The sequence below is a fragment of the Arthrobacter sp. EpRS71 genome (genome assembly GCF_001512285.1).
GTDB lineage: Bacteria > Actinomycetota > Actinomycetes > Actinomycetales > Micrococcaceae > Arthrobacter.
In genome coordinates, this window is the sequence record NZ_LNUV01000006.1 from 1948001 (window position 1) to 1968708 (window position 20708).

A 20708-nucleotide genomic window follows, 5' to 3' on the forward strand; every position below is an offset into this window, starting at 1 on the left:
AGGGGCGGCTGTGGTTTCCGGCCAGTGCAGAAACGCGTGGGAACAGCGTTGATATGGGATCGAAATCATACCGGGCGGTAGGTTACGGAATGGTTGCGGCGGACACGCTCTGAAGGGCCCGACGGCGGTGCTTCCGTCAGGCTCGACGGCGGTGCTTCCTCCCGTCGGTCGCCCAAGCGACGCTCTGCGTTAACCTTGTACGGGGCAGTTTTCGCTGCCAGCCAGGTTTCGCAGCAGCTGAAGGAGAGTAGTTGTCCCGTTCAGCCATGTCCTCCGCCGACGCCATCAGCGCCCGGCTCCGTGATCTCGAACAGCTGACCAAAGGCCCCGCGTGGGCTCTGACACGGTCGGCTCCGTGGGTGATCGCCGTGCTGCAGGCCTCCTTTACCCGCACCCGGCCGCAGCTTCCGCTCGAAGAGTTCCATGCCGACGTCGACGCTTTCCTGGAGCAGCTCCGCCGCCAGGATCCGGCCCTTGGCGGCCAGCAAAACGGCAAACTCTTCGGCGATGAGTGGACCCGCAAGCAGTTCCTGACGCGTCGTAACCAGTCGGGCCAGATCGTCTACGAAGTCACCGAGCCCGCAGCCCGCGTGCTCGCGTTCCTGGACAGTCTTTCCAGTGAGCGTTCCACGCTGAACGGTTCGCGGCTCGGCACACTGTTGGGCGATGTTGAGAAACTCGCCAACGAGACCAACCCTGACCAGAGCGCGCGCTTGGAAGCCCTTGAAGAGGAAATCCACGAGCGCCAGCAGCTGGTGGAAGACATCAGCTCCGGGGAGTTCGATGGGCTTTTGGACGATGAGGAAGCAGTTGAAGCGGCCGGCAACATCCTGGACCTCGCGGCCAGCCTGCCAGCCGACTACAAAAAGATGCGTGACCGGATCGAAGAACTGGTGGGCGAGCTCCGCAACCAGATCATCGAGGAATCCCTGAGCAAGGGCGCCACCATGGCCCAGGTTTTGGAGGCCGACAAACGCCTGCGGCAAAGCCCGGAAGGCCGCACCTTCCGCTCCTTCACGGCCTTCCTTGAGGATCCGCAGCAGCAGCTGCGGTTCCGTTCGGCGATCGGCGAGGTGCTGAGCCGACAATTCGCTGACGACCTCTCCCACGAGGACCGGGAGACGCTGAAAAACCTGGTGGCCGAACTGCGCACACAGCACAGCCACATCCAGCGGATCTACGGCAAGCTCTCCGAAAGCCTGAACACCTACATCCAGAGCGACGACGTCCGGCAGTCCGTCAGCCTGCGTAAGGTGCTGGCCGAGGCGGAGCAAGCCATCCGGTCCATGCCGTACGAACGCGACCGCCCAGGCCTGGTGCGCGGGCCGGTCCTGTTCAACGCCGGGTTTGAGTCGTTGGCCATGGTCAAACTTTTCGATCCCGACGAATTTGCAACACCCCCGCGCCTGGCCGATCCCATCGCCTTCAGCGACTCGGACCGCGTACGGTCGGCACGCACCGGAAAGGCCAAGCCCGCTGTCATCCGGACAGCCATGGCCGGTGCATCCACTCTGGGCGACGCGTGGGAAAACCTGCCCGCTGAAGAACGTCACATCAACACCGTGCGCACCCTGTTGTCCATGGCGCTTCAGACGGGCGCTGCCTTCGACAGGGCTGCCTGGGAACACATCGACTTCGAACAAATCGACGGCAGCATCCGCACGGCGTACCTGCCTGTCGTCACGCTGAATGAGGATTCTGATGACTGAAGAAATCACGACGACGGACGTCACCGACGCGGACGACGTCACTGATACGGACGGCCTCGCCGAGGCGGACGGCGTCGCCGACACGGACGGCGTCGCCGACGACGGCGTGCAGGTGGAAGCCCCCGAACCTGAACCCGGGCCCGCTGAGGCTGAGCCGGCTGCTGACGTCAGCCACGCTGACCCGTTCCGGGTGACTCCGCGGGACACCTTCGTGGACGGCGCTGCGTTGTTCCCGGGCGACACCGGAGTGATTCCCATGAAGGTCCGCCATGCGCTGGTGAAGCTGCTGAAAGGCCCGTACATCGACGGTGGCCGCGACGAGAAACTGTGGACCACGCTGCTGGACAACCAGCTGATCCTCCGCAGCCGCCTCTCCGAGCTGTTCCTCAGCCTGCAACTCGATCACGACCGCAAAATCGCGGTCCTCCGGCCCGTCGATCCGGAAGTCATCGGCGCGAGCTCCCGCTCCAGCATCCTGCGTCAGCAGCGTGCCCTGAGCCGAGTGGAAACCATCGTGCTGCTGCGCCTGCGCCTCCTTCTGGACCGCCATGTCACAGCCCAAACGGACCCCACCATCACCCGCGAAGAGATCTCGGACCTCGTGGCCAACTACACACCCGCCGGCCAACAAGATGCCCTGCGCGATTCCGACGTCGTCACGCGCACCATCACCAAACTCCTGGCCCGCCAACTCATCCTCCCCACACCGTTGGATGACACGTACACCATCAGCAACGCCCTCCCCCTGGCCCTCCCGTTTGACAACATCGGAGACATCCCGGCCCAAATAGAGGCCCTGATAGCAGTAGCCGCCGACGAATCAGGAACAGAACCCCTCCTGGACCTGGACTCTGACTCCAGTCGTGAAGATGGCGATGACGACGCCGATGCCGCCCCCGCCGCGGACGGCGACCCAACAACAGAGGAGGCAGCCAAGTGACCATCGCAAGCATGCTCCCGCTAGGCGAGCTTACGAACCCAGGCCAGATGCGCCTCGCGTTGGTGCAGGTGGTCAACTGGGGCACGTTCCATGGCGCCCACACCATGCATGTGGACCGCAAGGGCACCCTCCTCACGGGTAACTCGGGCGTGGGCAAGTCGACGCTTTTTGATGCGATGCTCCGCGTTTTTGATGCCCGGCCGCGCTCGAACGAGGCCGCTGCCCAGCGTTCCGGCGGTGCTGTGGAGGACAAGAGGACCACGTTCACCTACATGCGCGGCAAGGTGGGTGATAAGGCGGTGGGCGATAGTTCGGCCAGTGCCTTCCAACGCCCTGGTGCCACATGGTCCGCCGTCGCGCTGACGTTTGATAACGCGGCTGGCACGAAGGTGACGGTGTCGGCGCTGTTCGACCTGCCGAAGAACGGCACGGAGTCCAGTGTCGGGCGTTTTTATGTGATCGACAGCAAACCTTTGGACCTTGAAGCGATCGAGGGCATTGCCCAGAAGCGCTTTACCAAGGGTGCGCTGGAGTCGATCTTCCCTGAGGGCCAGGTCTTCGACGTGCACAAGGCGTTCGCCGAACGCTTCCGGCGGCTGCTGGGCATCAACTCGGACCAGGCGCTTCCGCTGCTTCGCGTGATCCAGGCCGGCAAGGGCTTGGGCGGCAGCGTGAACACGTTCTTCCGCGACCAGGTGCTTGATGCTCCCGCCACGTTGGCTGCAGCCGATGATGTGGTGGAGGAATTCAGCAACCTGATGTCCATCCGGCAGCGGTTGGAGGATGTGCGGCAACAGCGCGACCAGTTGGCTCCCGTTCCGGAGCTGAACAAGGAGTACGCGCAGGCATTGCTGGACGCGAACCGTCTCCGGGAGCTGGCTGGCGAAGAATTTGAGGCCTACAAGCAGCAGCTTGCGGTCACGGTCCACGCCAAGACGCTGGCCCGGTTCAAGGAATTGGCTCAGTCCAAAGCCCAGGAGCTGGCCGCCGAGCGCACGGTGCGGGACGGCTTGTCCAAGGAGCTCCGCGACCTTGAACTGGATTACAACAACCGCGGCGGTAACGCGATTTCGGCGATTGAGCAGTCGTTGGAGAACGCGAAGGTTGGCCTGAAGCTGCGTCAGCAGGTGGAGGATTCGGCCAGGAAGGCTTTGGCCGACGCTGGACTGAACCTTGAGTGGTCCGCCGAGGGCTGGGATCAGGCCCACGAGCAGGCAGCAGCCCGTTCAGCAGAACTAAAGGACGATTCGGAGGCTTTGAAGGAGCTTCGTTTCGAGGCTTTCGACGGCCACGCCACCAAGAAACGCGAGCTTGCCGCGGCTCAGCAGGAGCTGCTGTCCCTGCGGTCCCGCAAGTCCCTGCTGCCGCCGTCGAGCATTGAAAACCGTGCCGCCATCGCGGCGTCCACGGGCATTCCGGAAGAGCGGATGCCGTTTGGTGGCGAACTGATTGATCTCGCCGAGGGGCAGGATCAGTGGCGCCCGGCCGCCGAGCGCGCGCTGCGTAACCTCGCCACCACGTTGCTGGTACCTGGCGAGCACTTCGCGGCGGTGACCCGTTATTTGAATGACAACACCGTCCGCGGCGCCCTCCGCGCCGTTGATGTCTCCAAGCCGCTCGCCGGGGGCGCCCTGGCTGTGGAGGACGTGTCCGACGGCGACCTCTTGACGAAGTTGAGCATCCTCACCTCGGGCGCCAACGCCGACGCCGGTGAATGGATCCGCGAGCGGATCGCCTTGGACTTCGCGTACCCGTGCGTCGAGGACCCGGACGAGCTGGCTTCGATGGACAAGGGCCTGAGCCTGGGCGGTGTGGTCAAGCGCAACCGCCATACCGTGGAGAAGGACGACCGTTTCACGAGCCGCCAGGATTACGTCCTCGGTTTCGATAACGCCTCCAAGCTCGAGCTGGTTGCAGCGCGGGTGGGCGAGCTGGAAAACGAGCTCGTGAAGGCCGCGGAACTAGCCCAAAGCCGCGAGGATTCGCACCAGGGAATGGCCCGTCAGCTCGAGGCACTGCGCCGGGTTGCCGAAGATGAGCGGCCTTGGGAGCAAGTGTCCGCAGCCGTCGCCGCGGATGAGCTTGCCAGGATCGAGCAGCGCCTGACGGATGCTTTGGCGGCTCAGGCAGACCTGGAGCCGTTGCGTGCCAGCATCGAAACCGTGCGGGAAAAGCACCAGTCCTCCACAGGTACGGCCGCCGTTCTCCAGAGCGAATACAAGGCGCTGGACCACAAGATGACCACGGCGGACGGCCTGCTCGATGCCGCGAGGCTGAAGCTGGAGCAAGCACCGCCGTCGGCTACTACTATTACCGCGCTGGAGCCGTACTTCGACGGCGTCGCCGACGTCTCCGAACTGTACGAGCTCGACAACCTGGCCAACAGCGTCCGCAACAAGTTGCTCGACGAACTGCATGCTGCGGAATCGCGCGGGCAGGCGACCGCCGAGCGGTTAACCCGCATGTTCGAAGCGTTCGTGCGCGACTGGGGCAGTGCCATCAGCGCCGATCACGGGACGTCGATCGGCGCCGCCGGGGACTTCGAATCCCGGTACCACGCGATCGTCAGCGATGGCCTGCCTGCCCAAGAAGCCGAGTTCCGGCTGTTCTTCAACCAGAGGACGCACGAATCGTTCAGCACGCTCCTGCACTTGCTGGACGAGGAACGCCGCAGCATCACCAGCCGCATCCTGCCCCTCAACGGCATCCTGTCCCAGGTCAACTTCCATGAGGGCAGCTTCCTGGAACTGGATATCAAGCAGACGCTTCCGGCCACGGCCAAACAGTTCAAGGACGCGATCCAGAACGCGCTCAAGGCGAAGCACACCCGGCCGTCACGCGGAGCTGCTGCTGGTTCGCCAGCAGAAATCGACGACGACGCCGAACTCACCTCGCGCTACAAGTCGCTCGAAACCCTGGTGAAGCGGCTCGGATCGCAGACGCCGGAGGACCGGCGCTGGCGGGCTGAAGTGCTGGACGTCCGCGGGCACCTGTTTATTCAGTGCAAGGAACACCGCGAGGTGGCTTCGAAGTCGAATAAAACCGGTACCGGCAAAGCCGCCAAGCGGAAGACCGAAGTCTTCATGCATGCCGATACCGGCTCCATGTCCGGCGGTGAACGCCAGCGATTCACAGCGTTCATCATGGCTGCGGCGTTGAGTTACCAGTTGGGCATCGCCGAGCAAGGGTTCACCACCTACGGCACTGTGATGATGGACGAGGCGTTCGTGTTGGCTTCGGAGGAATTCGCGGGCGCCGGCATCAAGGCGCTTCACGAATTCGGATTCCAATTGCTCCTCGCGGCTCCGGAAAACGTGATCGACCTTTCGAGGCACCTTGGATCCGTCACGGAAATCCTCCGCGACAAGCGAACCAACCGCTCGGGAGTGCTCACGGCTCCGGTGATTGCCGGACCCGGAGAGCCCGGAGCGTGGCGTTCCGAAGCCAACCCGGTGGACATCGTCCTGCGCTAACAGAGCAACGCGGGGTCACTTGTGGCCCCCTATGGGGGCTCAAAAGGGCCATAAGTGACCCCGCGTTGCTCCAGCATCTACTTGGCGCGGACCCGGTCCAGGAACTGTTCGGTCCTTGACTCCAGTCCCGCGATTTGTCGAACGACGACGGCGGCCGGGTCCGGGTTGATCTCGTTGACGGGTGGCTCCTTGCGGACGTTGGTGCTGCAGCCGAACTCGGCGCAGATCAAAGTCCCCACGGTGTTCCCGTCTTTGCCCGATTGTCCGGCTTTCTTGGCGACCCACAGGTAAACATCGTCCTTCGAGAAAACATCGCGGCAGAGTTCGCAGAGGACCACGCGCCGCTTACCGGAGCCGCCTTCAGGAGCGCGAAGCAGGATCCCGGTGAGCTTGCCCCGGTGCGAAACCACAAGGTATCCGCGCTGGGGCATTTTCTCGTCACGCCAACCGAGGAACTCCAGGTTGTCCCAGTCGAGGGTTTCGAAGTCGCGGGGCAGGTTGACCTTGGCGGCCTCGGACCTGCTGGCGTTGATAAAAGACGAACGGATTTGTTGGGCAGTGATTTTCTGCATGGCAAAGCTTCTTTCGGAAATGGTCGACGTCCGTGCGCAGAATGTGGGTGCGCGCGAAATGGCAGAAGTCGTCGGTCATCTGAGAAAGCGGGCGCAGCAAAGAGACCCGGAAAAGGGGTGCGCGGCTAAGAGCCTAAGAAGATGCCGACGTGAGGGGGAGTGCCAAGCAGGCCAATGCGGCCACCTCGCCAACCATGGCGGCAGCAGCTGAAACAGTGCGCACGCTCATCCCCTCGTTCGATTCCGTAAGAAGCGGTAGTCCGCTGCCGCCAATACTTTCAAGACTCCGGGCAGATGTCCACTGAGAGAGGGTCGGCCTGAAGGGCTTGGGATGTGAGAGATGGTCGGGTTGAAGGGCTTGGGATGTGAGAGGGGGTGTGATCTACATCCCATTTTGCGCATGAAGTGGATTAGGTGACGCAAACGTTTCTTAATTATCGGCAGGCTAGGCTAGCCTTACTTAGGTTCGCATCACTTACTTAAGGAGTCCCGTGGCTTCCCTTCTCCCACGCCGCGCCCTGCTGAAGACAGCAGGAACCGCGACGGCCGCTCTGGCCGCCGTCGCTCTTTCCCTCACCGGCTGCTCCACTGGTCCGGCAACGTCCGCACCGGCCTCTGAGCAGGCAGCATCATCAGCTTTCCCGGTGACCATCAAGAACGTCTTTGGTGAGACCACCATCAAGGAACAGCCCAAGCGCGTAGTCACCGTCTCGTGGGTCAATGACGACGTCGCGATCGCACTGGGCGTTGTTCCCGTGGGTGTCCCGAAGAACGAGTGGGGCAACAACGACAAGGGCTCCACCCCCTGGAAGGATGCAGCGCTGGAGAAGCTCGGCGCCGGCTTTGGCACCGATAAGGCTCCGGTCCAGTTCTCCGAGGCAGATGGCATCAACTTCACCGAGATCGCCAAGCTCAACCCGGACGTTATCCTGGCCGCCTACTCGGGCCTTGAAGAGGCTGACTACAAGAAGCTCAGCGAAATCGCCCCCGTTGTAGCGCAGCCGGAGCTCGCCTACGGCACCCCGTGGCAGGAAAGCACCACCCTGATCGGCAAGGCACTGGGCAAGGAAGCCGAAGCCAAGAAGCTGATCGAGGACACCGAAACCACTGTCAAGGACAAGGTTTCCAAGTTCCCGCAGATCAAGGACAAGACCTTCATCTACGGCAACCTTGAGCCCGCCAAGGGCGATGGCGCCAACGTTTACACGGCCATCGACAACCGCCCCCGCTTCCTTTCCGAAATCGGCATGAAGCTGGCCCCCGTGGTTACTGAGAACACCAAGAGCAACACGGAATTCTTCATCCCGTGGTCTGCTGAAAAGGCCAACGAGCTCGAATCCGACGTTTTCGTCACCTGGGTTCCGGACGCCACCACCGCTGACGCCATCAAGGCTGACCCGCTGCTTGGCCAGATCCCGGCCATCAAGAAGGGCGCCCTGGTTGCTGATTCGGACCAGACGCTGACGCTCTCCATCTCCGCCTCTTCGCCGCTGAGCCTGCCGTGGGCGCTGGACACGTTCCTGCCGCAGCTGGGTAAGGCCGCGGACGCAGCGGGCAAGTAACTGCAATGAAACTGAGTACGACGACGGCAGTCCAGGGACGGGGCAGCGGCACTTTGGCGTCGGCTGGCCCGGGAGGCATCGCCCCTGAAGCTGCTGGAACCGGAGGGGGAACCGTCTCCCGCAGCATGGCAGGCAAGCGCACCGCTTGGCTGCTGGCGGCCGTCGTCGTACTCGCCGCAGTCTGCGCCGCATCCTTGGCGATCGGCGCACGCGGACTTCCCCACAACACCGTGTGGGAAGCCCTCACCAACTTCAATCCGGAAGACGGTAACCACGCTGTGGTCATCGCCCGGATTCCCCGCACCGTGCTGGGCTTGCTTGCCGGCGCCGCACTTGGCCTGGCCGGTGCAGCCATGCAAGGCGTCGCCCGCAACCCGCTTGCGGATCCGGGCATCCTGGGCCTCAACGCCGGTGCCGCTCTCGCAGTGGTCGTCGGGATCTACGTTTTCGGAATCGGCTCGCTGTCCGGCTACATCTGGTTCGCCTTCTTTGGTGCTGCGGCGGCCGCCGTCGTGGTTTATGCCGTCGCTTCCCTGGGACGGGACGGCGCGACGCCGGTCAAGCTCGCCCTCGCAGGTGCAGCCCTGAGCGCAGGCCTGTTTTCCCTGATGAACGTCATCCTGGTTTCAAGCCAAGACACTTTTGACCGTTTCCGCTTCTGGCAGGTGGGCACCATCGGTGGGCGTGACTGGTCCGTCCTGGTGCCGGCGCTGCCGTTCCTGGCCGTCGGGGCCGTGATTGTCCTGGCCGGCGGCCGCATCCTGAACAGCCTTGCCCTGGGCGACGATATTGCCCGAGGCCTCGGCCAGAACGTCACTCTGGCCCGCAGCATCACCGGTCTCGGTATCGTGTTGCTCTGTGGCTCCGCAACTGCCGTGGCCGGACCGATCGCCTTCCTGGGCTTGGTCATTCCGCACGCTGTCCGTTCGCTGACCGGGCCGGACTACCGCTGGATCCTGCCGTTCTCCGCGGTGGCGGCCCCCATCCTGCTGATCATCGCCGACATCGTTGGCCGCGTCATCTTGCTTCCCGGTGAAGTCCCCGCAGGCATCATGACCGCAATCATCGGTGCCCCCGTCTTCGTCTGGCTGATCCGACGCGGTAAGGGGGCCGGACTGTGACCACCGTCCACAAACTCCCCACCGAGTTGGCAGTCAGCGCCAATGGTGCCCCGAAGCACCATCACCAAACGTCCCTTCGGCGAGTGTTGAGCCCCACGTTCTTCCTCGGGCTGGCGCTCCTGGTCATGTTCGCCGTGTACGTGCTCCTGGGCAGCTACACGGTGACCATTCCGGACTTCTTCACCATTGTCATCAACCACCTGACCGGCGGCGAGAAAATCCCCGGTGCGAGCTTCATCGTGATGGAGCACAAGCTGCCCAGGGCAGTTGTGGGAACCATGATCGGCATCGCGTTCGGCCTGGCCGGCGCACTGTTCCAGACCATGCTGCGCAACCCGCTGGCCAGCCCGGACATCATCGGCATCAGTTATGGCGCCAGCGCTGCTGCCGTGACGGCAATCGTGATCTTCGGTGCTTCCGGAGCCGTGGTTTCCGGGGCTGCCCTCGGTGGAGCGCTCGGCGTTGCGGCCATCATCTACGCAATCTCCCGCGGTGGTTCCGGCGCGGGCGGAGGCAGCCGCGGCAACGCTGCAGGCAACCGCCTCATCCTTGCCGGCGTTGGCATCGCCGCTGCACTGCACGCAGTGGTCAACTTCCTCATGACCCGCGCGGATATCCGCACCGCCGCGGATGCCCTGATCTGGCTCAACGGCTCCCTGAACTCCGCCACCTGGGACCGCGCTGGCGTCCTCGCAGTGTCCTTGCTGGTCCTGATCCCCGCCGTCATTGCCCTCGCCGGTCCGTTGCGCATCCTCGAACTCGGAGACGACGCAGCCGCCGGCCTCGGCATCAAGGTCAACGCCGCCCGGCTGGGACTGGTGCTGAGCGCCGTCGGGCTTGCCGCCGTCGCAACTGCCGCCGCCGGCCCGGTAGCGTTCGTCGCCTTCCTCGCCGGACCCATCGCCCGCCGTATCGTCCGCAAACCCAGCCTCCCGGCGTCGGCCCTCACCGGTGCCCTGATCGTGCTGCTCGCCGACTTCTTCGCTTCCAACATCGCTCCCGTCATCCTGGACGGAACCGTCCTCCCGGTGGGCGTCATCACCGGCGCCCTCGGCGCACCCTTCCTCCTGTGGCTGCTGGTCACGTCGAACCGAAAGGAGGCCTGACATGGCCATCCTTAATGCCAAGGACCTCACGCTCCAGTACGAGGCACGCAAGGTAGTGGAGGGACTCACCACTGAGATCCCCGAAGGTAAAGTGACCATGATCGTGGGCGCCAACGCCTGCGGCAAGTCCACGCTCCTGCGCGGTTTGTCCCGGCTGCTCAAACCCGCCGGCGGTTCAGTGACCCTCGACGGCAAGGACATCCACACCCGGCCCGCCCGCGAACTTGCGCGCACTCTCGGCCTGCTCCCGCAGCACCCCACCGCCCCTGACGGCATCACCGTGCGCGACCTCGTGGGCCGCGGCCGCTACCCGCACCAAGGCTTCTTCCGCAGCTGGTCAGCCGCCGACGACGCCGCGGTGCAGCGCGCGCTCGACGCCACCTCCACGCTGGAACTCGCTGACCGCAGCATCGACGAACTGTCCGGCGGGCAGCGCCAGCGGGTCTGGATCGCCATGGCCCTCGCCCAGGAAACCGACGTCCTGCTGCTCGACGAACCCACCACCTACCTTGACCTGGCACACCAGGTGGAAGTCCTGGACCTGATCACGGACCTCAACCGAAGCCGCGGCACCACCGTGGCAATCGTGCTCCACGACCTCAACCTCGCAGCCCGCTACGCGGACCACGTCATTGCCATGAAAGGCGGGTGCATCGTGGCCGAAGGGCCAGCACCCAGAGTGGTCACTGAAGAACTCGTCTTCAACGTGTTCGGCCTGGAATCCCGTGTGGTTCCGGACCCCATCTCAGGCACCCCGCTGATCGTCCCCATCGGACGCCACCACGCACAGCCCGCTTCAACCAACGAACTGGAGATCGCCTCATGAGTGCACAACCGACCCAGGCAAAAGCAAGCGCCGCCGTGGAGCCCATGACCCTCGCCTTCGACGTCACCGTGACGGCCGTGCAGGAGCTCAGCCCCAGCTTCCGCCGCATCACCTTTGGTGGCTACTCCCTGCGTGACTTTGGCGTTGCCGGAGACACCCTGGACCTCCGGGTGAAGCTGATGATCCCGTCCCGCGACGCATCCGGCAACGTCATTCCGCTGCCTGTTTTCAAGATGGAAGAATCCGGGTGGTACCAGGAATGGTTGGCCATGGACCCGTCCGTCCGGGGTGACATGCGCACGTACACCGTCCGCTCCGAGCGCCTCGACGCCGTGTATCCCGAGATCGACATCGACTTCGTCATGCACTTCGACGACGCCGGACACGGCGGACCCGCAGCCAACTGGGCTCTTGCCGCGAAACCTGGAGACGCCCTCACCATCATCGGCCCCAACAACAGGGCAGCGCAGTGCACCACTGCCGGAGCCTACGGCGGCATCGAATGGCGCCCGGGCCTGGCCCAACGCGTGCTCCTGGCCGGCGACGAAACCGCAGTCCCCGCCATCAGCGCCATCCTCGAAAGCATGCCCGCCGACATGACCGGCCACGCCTTCCTCGAAGTACCCGAAGCCGGCGACTTCCAGGACATCGTCACCCCGGCCGATATCGAAATCACCTGGCTTGCACGCGGTGCCGCGATCGGACGCTCCCGTCCCCACGGCGAACTCCTCAAGGAAGCCGTCGCCAAAGCCGTTCCCGTGCCCGGCTGGGTGGGTATAAAAGGCACCGAGACCGCCGCTGGTCCCGAACCGGAAGACGTCAACGTGGACCAGGAAATCCTCTGGGAAACCCCGCAGCGCATGGACACTGCAGCCATCGAAGCCAGCAAGAACCCCACGCTGCCGGCCGGTGCCCTGCCGTTCTACGCCTGGATCGCCGGTGAAGCGTTCGTCATCAAGGAAATGCGGCGGTACCTGGTGCGTGATGTTGGCATCGATCGCAAGCAAGTGGCGTTCATGGGTTACTGGCGGCGAGGCAAGGCGGAGGGCTGAGCCCCTGCATTAGTCCGCCGTAGCGCCGTGCGACCGCTTGGCGGCCATCCTCGGCGTGCTGCTCCTTCGTCGCTTTGACGCACGCTGCCGGATACCCGCCAACCGTCCGTGCGCGCGTCACCTTCCGACGCTCTCTCACTTCCCTCGTGTTTGGGGCGGTCGCTCTCTCACTTTCCTCGTGTTTGGGGAGTTCACGTGGGGTTGGTTCGGGCTTAACCGGGGGCGGGTAGGGTCGCTGGGGTGCGGGAGGAACTCGGGGACCGAAGTGACGTTCGACGGCGGTTTGTCGCCATCGGGGATTCCTTCACCGAAGGCGTGGGGGACCCCAGCAAGGTCCTGCCGAACGGGGTCCGCGGATGGGCGGACAGGGTCGCTGAGAAGTTGGCCAAGGCCGAGCCGGGCTGGGAGTACGCCAACCTGGCCGTTCGCAGCAAAAGGCTCCGGCACATCATTGATGAACAACTCGAGCCGGCCCTCGCCATGGAGCCGACGCTCATCACGCTGTATGCCGGCGGTAACGACATCCTCGACTTCGGCACCGATATGGATGCGCTCCTCAAAGATTACGAGTTGCTGGTTGCGCGCCTGAGCGAAACCGGGGCCACCCTGGTCCTGTTCACCGGCTTCGACGTGAAAGTTTCGGCCGTCTTGGAGCCGTTCAAGAAGCGCAACACCTTGTACAACCAAAGAGTCCGCCACATTGCCCGAAAATATGAGGCCGTCCTGGTGGACTACTGGTGCTTCGACGCATATAAGGACTCGCGGATGTGGGCGCCGGACAGACTGCATATGTCCAAAGCCGGCCACAAGTACTTGGCCGCTCAAGTCCTCGACCACCTCAACGTCCCCCACAAGATCTCGCCGAAGGAATGGGGCCCGCCCACCCGCATGTCCGTGCGCGAATGGGAACGCCGGCAGCGGCGATGGGTCAATGACTGGGTGGTGCCGCTGTTCAGACGCAAACTGCGGGGTGTCACTCTCGGCGACACGTTGAGCCCCCGCTGGCCGGAGCCCGTGAAGGTGCCACGCAAAGGCGGTTTGAAGAAGCTCATGGAAGAGGCATTGAAGTGACGGAACAGACCAGGTTTGTGGCCCTCGGTGATTCCTTCACCGAGGGCGTAGGCGACATCGATTTGCGGCTGCCCAACAACTGCCGGGGCTGGGCAGACCGCGTGGCCGAAGAACTGGCACGGCACGATCAAACCGTCCAATACGCCAACTTGGCCATCCGGGGCCGGCGCCTCCAACGCATCATCGACGAACAGATTGAGCCGGCCCTTGCCATGAAGCCCACGCTGGTCAGCTTCTACGCCGGCGGCAACGACCTCCTCATGGCACGGCTCAACATGGCCAAGCTCATGCGCGACTACGAAGACGCGGTGAGGCGGCTCAAGGCCAGTGGCGCCACAGTCCTGTTGTTCACCGGCTACAACGTTCCCCTGTCGCCGTTGCTCGAACCGCTCACGTTGCGCACCGCCATCTACAACCGCGCCATTCGGCGGATTGCGGCGCAGTACCAGACGCTGCTGGTGGATTATTGGTGTTTCGAGAAGTTCCAGGATCCGCGCATGTGGGCTCCCGACCGCCTCCACATGGCCGCTCCGGGCCACAGTTACATGGCCAAGAAAGTCCTTGAGGTCCTCGGGGCCCCGCACACGCTCCAATCGCCAACGCTCGCAGCTCCCCGTCCGCGGACCCTCACCGAAAACATCGCCGACGACGTCGCCTGGCTGAGGCGCGACGTCGGGCCTTGGTTTGCGCGGCGGCTCCGCGGCGTCTCGAGCGGGGACCGCCTGGGTCCGCGCTGGCCGGAGCTCATGCCGGTGGTGTTGCCGGAACGGCTGGGCACCGCGAGGGCACTCGCCACAACAACAACCAAGGCGCCTCAGCTGTCGAGCAGGTTCTCGTAACCCTCAGCCACGCTGGTGGCGGTGAATTCGATGATCTCGAACTCGGCCACGCCATTGCTGTAGAACGGGTCCTCGGCCAACGAGGCATCGAGCGTGGCCCTGTCCACCTTGGAGAGCAGAACACCGCCGGTGGCTGGGACCCGGCGTCCGGACGCAAGGAAAGTCCCGGCGTCGAACGCTTCCTTAAGCCAGGCCATATGGCCCGGGCGGTGGAAGTCGACAATTTCATCGGGAACCTTGTAGGTCAGTGAGACGACAAACATGCCGTCAGCCTATCGCCTGAGCGGGGGACCGGACCTAAGAAAGTAGCTAATTCTCCTAAGATGGTTTCATGACTCAACCCCGCTGGCTGAACGCCGACGAACGCCGTGCCTGGCTGGCCCTCCTGAGCATCAACACCTTGCTCCCCTCGGCCTTGGACACCCAGCTCCAATCCGCCGGAAAACTGTCCCTGTTCGACTACAACGTCCTCGCGATGCTCTCCGAAACAGAGGGCCGGTACCTCCCCATGAGTGAGCTCGCCGCACGCACCAGTGCTTCCTTGTCGCGCCTTTCCCACGTGGTCACCAAACTGCAGAAACGCGGCTGGGTGGAACGGCAGGCGCACCCCGGCGACGCCCGTGTGACCGTAGCGCACCTGACCGACGCCGGCATGGCCACCATCGTGTCCCTCGCCCCGGGACATGTGGAATCCGTGCGGACGCTGATGCTCGATTCGCTCAGCCCGGACGACGTCGCGGATCTTGCCCGGATCGGCGAGAAAATCGTGGCCCGCTTGGACAACAACCACTGGATCCTCCGTGACTCTTAACCCTCTCATCGGGTGCTTTGTGGCCTCGAGCGCTGAAGTGGCAGACTGACGGCATGGATTTTTCTGCCCGTTATGTTGCCCTGGGGGACTCCTTCACTGAGGGAGTTGGAGATGACGATCCCGCACGCCCCAACGGTGTTCGCGGCTGGGCCGACGTCGTCGCCGGGCAGCTGGCCCACAGCAACGAGGACTTTGGCTACGCCAACCTGGCCATTCGCGGCAAGAAGCTCCGGCAGATCATGGCTGAACAGGTTGATGCCGCCGTAGCGATGAAGCCCACGTTGGTGACGTTGTATGCGGGCGCGAACGACATCCTGCGGCCCAAGATCGACATTGACTCGCTGTTGGAGGAGTACGACGCCGGCATTGCCAAGTTGAGCGCGTCGGGCGCCACCGTGGTCCTTTTCACGGGCTTTGACGCGAAAGGCTCCAAGGTTTTCAGCGCGATGCGCGGACGCACGGCGATCTACAACGAGCTGGTGCGCGAAATCGCGGAAAACCATGGTGCCCTGCTGGTGGACTACTGGCGGTTCGATGAATACGACGACTGGCGGCTCTGGGGTGAGGATCGGATGCACATGTCCACCGCCGGTCACGTCAACATGGCAAAGCGCGTCCTGGACGTCCTTGAGCACCAGCATGTGATCGAAGTTCCCGAGCTGGCGCCGGTTCGCCTGATGAATCGTGTAGAGGCATTGAAAGCCAACGCACGCTGGTTCCGGGAATCTGCGGCTCCGTGGGTTGCCCGCCGCGTGCGGGGAGTGTCCTCCGGCGACGGTTTGAGCCCCAAGTACCCCGAGCTGATCCGGCCGCTCTAGGCTGCGTTCCTGAACTCCGGCGTAGCCAGCAGGGTGCCGTCCCGGCGTACCGCCAGAACGTCCGCGCCCCACTTTTCAACGGCCTGGTCCAAGGTCCGGGTGCCACCAGCGACGATGGCTGTGGCAAGGACATCGGCAGTGACGATGTCGCTGGCCGCCACCGAGACCTGAGCAAACTCCGGTGGTGCGCCGCCGATTGCCCAGATGTGTTCTCCCCGCTCGGCTGAGCCCGATGTGGCCAGCGCATTCATGGATGCCAACGGGAACGCGCCCAGCAACGACCGGCGATCCAGGGGGTCAACGACGCCGGCCAGCCACGGTTCATGAGCGGTGGGCCCAGGTGACCCGCTCGCCAACACATCCCCTCCCGCGTTCAGGCACCAGTTCCCCAGCCCAAGCGCGCGGAGCGACAACGCAGCCTCACGCATCGCATGGGCCTTGACGATCCCGGAAAGGTCCAAGATGCCGTCCGAACGCTCTGCCGTGAAGGCGCCTTCCGTTGCCAGCCGCCACTCGGATGCCTCTGCGTAGAGTTCCTGCATGGTCTCCGATGTGTACGCCAGCGTGATCTCCCCGCGCGCCAGCCGGCTCGCTTCCGAGCCTGTCCGGTACAGGCTGAACGTCAGGTCAAGATGCGCGAAAATACCTTCAACAACCTCGACGGCGGATTCGAGTTCATCCACGGCTGTTTGAGCATAGATACTGCTCGCCACCGTCAGGCTCACCACAGTGCCCATGCTGCGGAATGTTCGGGCACGGAGCTGTTGGCCGCTAGAAATTGGCTGCATCGAGGGCTGCCTGGAGTGAGGTGAGGTAGGCGTCGCTGGTAACTGTTGCCCCACCGATGGTCTGGACCTTGGCTGACTGGGCCTGAAGCACTTCGGTCCTCAACACCGGAGCTGCGCGGCTGCTGATCTGCGCGGACTTCCGCTCGGCATCTGTGAGCTGGAGCGGCGTGACCTCCGTGATCTTGCCGTCCTGGATGGTCACTTGCACCTGGACTGTACCGAAGCGGGTCTGGACTGACGCGCCGTCGTACGTTGCCGCCGTCGTGCTTTCCGACGCCGAGCTGCCGCCGGAACCGGTGGTGCCTGAACCTGTGCTGCTGGAACCGGTGCCGCCGGAGCCGGTGGTGCCTGAACCTGTGCTGCCTGAACCTGTGCTGCCGTCGGCAGCTGATCCGCCGGTTGTGGCGCTGCTGCTCAGGCTGGTGGTGGTTGATGGGCCCGTCTCGGCGATGTGGGTCCCGGATTGCCAGCCGGCCAGCAGGATGCCCGCAGATGCCAGGGCCGTTGCCATTGCTGCTCTGATCCTCACCAGTCAAACCTTTCGTAGTGGAGTTGTTCGGCCGGGACGCCCGCGGACTGCACATCCCGGATGACGGAGGCAGCCCACGGAGTTGGGCCGCAGATGTAAACATCGGCGTCGGCAATGTTTGGTGCGTAGGAGCTGAGCGTGAACCCGGCCGCCGCCGCCGACTGGGGGAGCCAGGAGCGGGTGCCGCTGGATCGAGGACCGGTCAGGTGGAAGAGCGTGGCGCCCCGTGCCTGGCACAAGGCCATGATTTCCTGCGCCAGGAAGAGCTCGGACTCGTCGTGACCGCGGAGCAGAACCGTGGCCTGACCGGGTTCGAACGGTGTGGATTCAAGGAGCGACCGCAGCGGAGTAATGCCGATGCCGGCGCCGATCATCACCACCTTGTTGCGGGTTCTGGCCGCGGTGCTGAACATTCCATAGGGTCCTTCAATGGCCACTTTGGTGCCGCGCTTGATCCTGGCAAGGCGGGCTGAGCCGTCGCCGAGGTTCCGGACGGTGATGCGAAGTTTGCCGTGGCTCGCCGATCCATGACCTGCTGACGGTGGACCTGTTGACACGGCTGGTTCCGCGGACAAGCTGAATGGGTGGGCCTGCCACCAGTGCCCGGCAGCGAGGAACCTCCAGAAGAAGAAGCGTCCGCCGGACCCGGTCAGCCGCTCAAGGTGCCGGCCCGTCATTTCCATACTGAAAACGTCCGGTGCCACCCGGACCACACGGCTCACGGTGAGCTGATGCCGGGAGCTTGCGGCCAGCGGCTGATACACGCGGTAGAACAGGAGGGCTGCGCCCGTCGCGACGCAGAGCGCGAGCCAATACCAACGTTGCCAGGTACCCTCGGCGAACAGGCCGCCCACGCTGAACTGATGGGGGATCGCGGTGGCCACCGCGGCATAGGTGAGCAGGTGGACTGCGTACCAGAACTCATAGGCAAAGCGGCGGCGAACAGCCACCAGCGAGGTGACCACCACAGCGATGAACAGTGCCATGGACACGAAAGCGAGCCACATGTCAGACACATTGACCCACAGGGAGACCGACTCGCTGATGGGGTCCAGTCCCTCCGCTGCCCCGTATCCAATGGCTATGAAGAGGCCGTGGGCCAAGAGTAAGTAGAGCGCCGGCTTGCCCAATGTCTTGTGTATTTCGAGCGCGCGGTCGTGCCCGATGGTGTTGTCTATGAACGGAATTCTGGCTGCCAGCAAGAGCATCAGCAGCACCAGGTCCATGCCGATGAGCCCAGCCACAATGCCCAGCGCAGTCATGGCCCCGGCAAAAGAAGCAAAGCCGCTGCCGCCGCCGTCGGCCAGCCACAATGCCACCGCCGCTACACCGGACAACCACCCCAGTGCACCGAGAAAATCGGCCCGGGCCAGCCGCCGTCGGGCTTGCGGACGGAAACGTTCGACGGCGGTTGGCGGCGTTTGCCGCGCCGGTGCCGGGCCGCTCTCCACCGGAGTATCAGGGGTCAGTAACGAGGTCATGACCTAAGACTCGCCACGCATCCTTTGGTTCTGCTGTGAAAGAGCTTTACTGGGCGTATGATGCCTGATTGGTCTTAATTTGCCTTGGCCCGTAGAATAATTAGGCGCTAGGTAGTGCGGATCGTGTGCAATTGCTCCGGTTGGTGGTGACTGTCGGTTTACTGACGTCCCGGTGGCCGGTAGTTAGGGGCTCAAGTTGCGTGCATTCCTGTATTCGCCCGGAATCCCAGGATCTGTTCCAGTGATTTTCACTGCCCGGTCCTGAGGCCAACCTTCTTCGCCGTACTTGCTGCGGAAACTACCGAAATGGTGTGGACCCGGATGCGGACGCTGCCTGTCGCACGGTAACGCAGGAACATCTGCACGCCGTTACATTCAATCTTTGGAGGAGAGTCATGGCAGCACACTGCCAAGTGACCGGAGCCGAGCCGGGCTTTGGACACAGCATTTCGCACTCGCACCGTCGCAACAAGCGTCGGTTCGACCCGAACATTCAGAAGAAGCGCTACTGGGTTCCGTCCCTGCGCCGTAATGTCACGCTGACCCTGTCAGCCCGTGGCATCAAGACCATCGACGTACGCGGCATCGACTCAGTCGTTGCTGACATCCTGGCACGAGGAGTAAAGCTCTAATGGCAAAGGACAAGGACGTACGTCCGATCATCAAGCTGAAGTCCACTGCGGGCACCGGTTACACCTACGTAACCCGCAAGAACCGTCGTAACGATCCGGATCGTCTGGTCCTGAAGAAGTACGACCCCAAGATCCGCCAGCACGTCGAATTCCGAGAGGAGCGCTAAACACATGGCAAAGAAGTCAAAGATTGCTCGCAACGAGCAGCGCAAGGTCATTGTTGAGCGTTACGCTGCCAAGCGTCTCGAACTGAAGAAGACCCTGGTTGACCCCAACGCGACTGACGAAGCACGCGAAGCTGCACGCCTCGGCCTGCAGAAGCTGCCCCGCAACGCCTCCCCGATCCGTCTGCGTAACCGCGACCAGATCGACGGCCGTCCCCGTGGCACGCTCCAGAAGTTCGGTATCTCCCGTGTTCGCTTCCGCGACATGGCACACCGTGGTGAGCTCCCGGGCATCACCAAGTCTTCCTGGTAATCACGAAGCTCTGAAAGGGCCGGCAACCGTTATGGTTGCCGGCCCTTTTTGCGTTTAAGCGTGCTTACCGGCCCCCTTCCGACGCTCTCTCACGTCCCTCGGGTTTGGGGCCGTCGCTCTCTCACGTCCCTCGACGGCGGCAGTCGCCAGTACGCGTTTGGGCGGTCGCCACCTCGGATCCCGGCCGGTTTTCCGCTCGCAATCAGGGCGTGATGGGCTTCACTTGGTTTGATTTCCGTCGATTCACGGTGAATCGACGGTGCTGTGGGGCCGGTTGGCCTGTGTTTGCGGGGTTTTGGGTGGCGGAGACGTGGATTTGTGCCCGGGGCGGCGGACGTGTAATGTCTTCTGAGTCGCCGCGAGTGAGACAGCCTGGAGCTGAGAACCGCGGAGGCCGACCCCCTTGATAACAGCCTGGAAAATGGCTCGCTTTTGAGCGTGCTTTCGACGGGTGGGGCCGGAGATTGGATCAAAAATCGCGGAAACGCTGATTTGCGAAGATCTGATGGGTCGGGTAAGTTTGAAAAGTTGCTCCGGAGCGATTCCGGGACCTGTGAGGGTTCTGGTTGGTGCCGGATGACCTGTTGTTTGAGAACTCAATAGTGTGCCAAGTTTGTTGATGCCGATTGTTTTTTTGATTGGTTGAAATTATGGCTGGATCATTGCGCACCCCCGTGTGTGGTGGTCTGGTTTTCAGCTGGTTTCGAATTTTGTGCAGCCGCGTTCTACCGTTATTTCCGGTGGGTGTGGTTGTGTCTGTTTGATTTGTTTTACTTCAACGGAGAGTTTGATCCTGGCTCAGGATGAACGCTGGCGGCGTGCTTAACACATGCAAGTCGAACGATGATCCCAGCTTGCTGGGGGATTAGTGGCGAACGGGTGAGTAACACGTGAGTAACCT

General features: G+C 63.3%; 20 protein-coding genes. 15 read left to right on the forward strand and 5 right to left on the reverse strand.

Annotation, left to right across the window (positions count from 1 at the left end; all coding sequences use genetic code 11):
• Window positions 1-251 precede the first annotated feature (251 nt).
• Genes AR689_RS19400 through AR689_RS19410 form a run of 3 tightly spaced genes read left to right on the forward strand, consistent with a single transcriptional unit; the run spans window position 252 to window position 6122 of the window.
• Window positions 252-1709, forward strand: coding sequence for a DUF3375 family protein (locus tag AR689_RS19400; protein ID WP_062072791.1), 1458 nt, complete (start codon window positions 252-254; stop codon window positions 1707-1709).
• A complete protein-coding gene (locus AR689_RS19405; protein WP_062072793.1) occupies window positions 1702-2649 on the forward strand; it encodes a DUF4194 domain-containing protein in 948 nt (315 codons plus the stop codon). Before AR689_RS19400 ends, AR689_RS19405 begins: the two co-directional genes overlap by 8 nt.
• A complete protein-coding gene (locus AR689_RS19410; protein ID WP_062072794.1) occupies window positions 2646-6122 on the forward strand; it encodes an ATP-binding protein in 3477 nt (1158 codons plus the stop codon). Before AR689_RS19405 ends, AR689_RS19410 begins: the two co-directional genes overlap by 4 nt.
• A 77-nt stretch (window positions 6123-6199) precedes the next feature.
• Here AR689_RS19410 and AR689_RS19415 read toward each other — a convergent pair whose 3' ends face one another.
• Window positions 6200-6694: an FBP domain-containing protein gene (locus tag AR689_RS19415; RefSeq protein ID WP_062072797.1), complete on the reverse strand. Its 495-nt coding sequence runs from the start codon at window positions 6692-6694 to the stop codon at window positions 6200-6202.
• Window positions 6695-7185: 491 nt separating this feature from the next.
• On the opposite strand from AR689_RS19415, the gene AR689_RS19420 reads away from it, so the two are divergent.
• The 7 genes from AR689_RS19420 (at window position 7186) to AR689_RS19450 (ending at window position 14271) form a co-directional block, all read left to right on the forward strand.
• Window positions 7186-8256: an iron-siderophore ABC transporter substrate-binding protein gene (locus AR689_RS19420; protein ID WP_062072798.1), complete on the forward strand. Its 1071-nt coding sequence runs from the start codon at window positions 7186-7188 to the stop codon at window positions 8254-8256.
• Window positions 8257-8261: 5 nt separating this feature from the next.
• Complete coding sequence (locus AR689_RS19425) at window positions 8262-9377, forward strand: FecCD family ABC transporter permease (protein ID WP_062072800.1); 1116 nt, start codon at window positions 8262-8264, stop codon at window positions 9375-9377.
• On the forward strand, window positions 9374-10483 hold the full coding sequence (locus AR689_RS19430; protein WP_062072802.1) for a FecCD family ABC transporter permease: 1110 nt from the start codon (window positions 9374-9376) through the stop codon (window positions 10481-10483). Before AR689_RS19425 ends, AR689_RS19430 begins: the two co-directional genes overlap by 4 nt.
• A 1-nt stretch (window position 10484) precedes the next feature.
• Window positions 10485-11309 (forward strand): ABC transporter ATP-binding protein, encoded by an 825-nt coding sequence (locus AR689_RS19435; RefSeq protein ID WP_024818436.1) that lies wholly within the window; start codon window positions 10485-10487, stop codon window positions 11307-11309.
• Entirely contained in the window at window positions 11306-12361 is a 1056-nt protein-coding gene (locus AR689_RS19440; RefSeq protein WP_062072804.1) for a siderophore-interacting protein, read from the forward strand. The genes AR689_RS19435 and AR689_RS19440 overlap by 4 nt, the downstream gene beginning before the upstream one ends.
• 240 nt (window positions 12362-12601) lie before the next feature.
• Window positions 12602-13432 (forward strand): SGNH/GDSL hydrolase family protein, encoded by an 831-nt coding sequence (locus tag AR689_RS19445; protein ID WP_062072806.1) that lies wholly within the window; start codon window positions 12602-12604, stop codon window positions 13430-13432.
• Window positions 13429-14271, forward strand: a complete 843-nt coding sequence (locus tag AR689_RS19450) for an SGNH/GDSL hydrolase family protein (protein WP_062072808.1) — start codon at window positions 13429-13431, stop codon at window positions 14269-14271. The genes AR689_RS19445 and AR689_RS19450 overlap by 4 nt, the downstream gene beginning before the upstream one ends.
• Here the strand turns inward: AR689_RS19450 and AR689_RS19455 are convergent.
• On the reverse strand, window positions 14247-14534 hold the full coding sequence (locus AR689_RS19455; RefSeq protein ID WP_062072810.1) for a YciI family protein: 288 nt from the start codon (window positions 14532-14534) through the stop codon (window positions 14247-14249). The genes AR689_RS19450 and AR689_RS19455 overlap by 25 nt on opposite strands.
• Before the next feature lie 68 nt (window positions 14535-14602).
• Between AR689_RS19455 and AR689_RS19460 the strand changes: the two genes are divergently transcribed.
• Window positions 14603-15082 (forward strand): MarR family winged helix-turn-helix transcriptional regulator, encoded by a 480-nt coding sequence (locus AR689_RS19460; protein WP_062072812.1) that lies wholly within the window; start codon window positions 14603-14605, stop codon window positions 15080-15082.
• A 53-nt stretch (window positions 15083-15135) separates the two neighbouring features.
• Complete coding sequence (locus AR689_RS19465; protein ID WP_062072814.1) at window positions 15136-15900, forward strand: SGNH/GDSL hydrolase family protein; 765 nt, start codon at window positions 15136-15138, stop codon at window positions 15898-15900.
• Here AR689_RS19465 and AR689_RS19470 read toward each other — a convergent pair.
• The 3 genes from AR689_RS19470 to AR689_RS19480 are packed head-to-tail and all read right to left on the reverse strand — an operon-like array spanning window position 15897 to window position 18698.
• A complete protein-coding gene (locus tag AR689_RS19470; RefSeq protein WP_082698080.1) occupies window positions 15897-16688 on the reverse strand; it encodes an FAD:protein FMN transferase in 792 nt (263 codons plus the stop codon). The two genes, AR689_RS19465 and AR689_RS19470, sit on opposite strands and share 4 nt — an antisense overlap.
• A complete protein-coding gene (locus AR689_RS19475; protein ID WP_082698081.1) occupies window positions 16672-17199 on the reverse strand; it encodes an FMN-binding protein in 528 nt (175 codons plus the stop codon). Before AR689_RS19475 ends, AR689_RS19470 begins: the two co-directional genes overlap by 17 nt.
• Before the next feature lie 14 nt (window positions 17200-17213).
• A complete protein-coding gene (locus AR689_RS19480) occupies window positions 17214-18698 on the reverse strand; it encodes a ferredoxin reductase family protein (RefSeq protein WP_062072821.1) in 1485 nt (494 codons plus the stop codon).
• A 395-nt stretch (window positions 18699-19093) separates the two neighbouring features.
• Between AR689_RS19480 and rpmB the strand changes: the two genes are divergently transcribed.
• The 3 genes from rpmB to rpsN are packed head-to-tail and all read left to right on the forward strand — an operon-like array spanning window position 19094 to window position 19807.
• A complete protein-coding gene (rpmB, locus tag AR689_RS19485; protein ID WP_011776361.1) occupies window positions 19094-19330 on the forward strand; it encodes a 50S ribosomal protein L28 in 237 nt (78 codons plus the stop codon).
• A complete protein-coding gene (gene rpmG / locus AR689_RS19490; RefSeq protein WP_003798558.1) occupies window positions 19330-19497 on the forward strand; it encodes a 50S ribosomal protein L33 in 168 nt (55 codons plus the stop codon). The genes rpmB and rpmG overlap by 1 nt, the downstream gene beginning before the upstream one ends.
• A 4-nt stretch (window positions 19498-19501) precedes the next feature.
• Complete coding sequence (rpsN, locus tag AR689_RS19495) at window positions 19502-19807, forward strand: 30S ribosomal protein S14 (protein ID WP_011776360.1); 306 nt, start codon at window positions 19502-19504, stop codon at window positions 19805-19807.
• The last annotated feature ends 901 nt before the right edge of the window (window positions 19808-20708 follow it).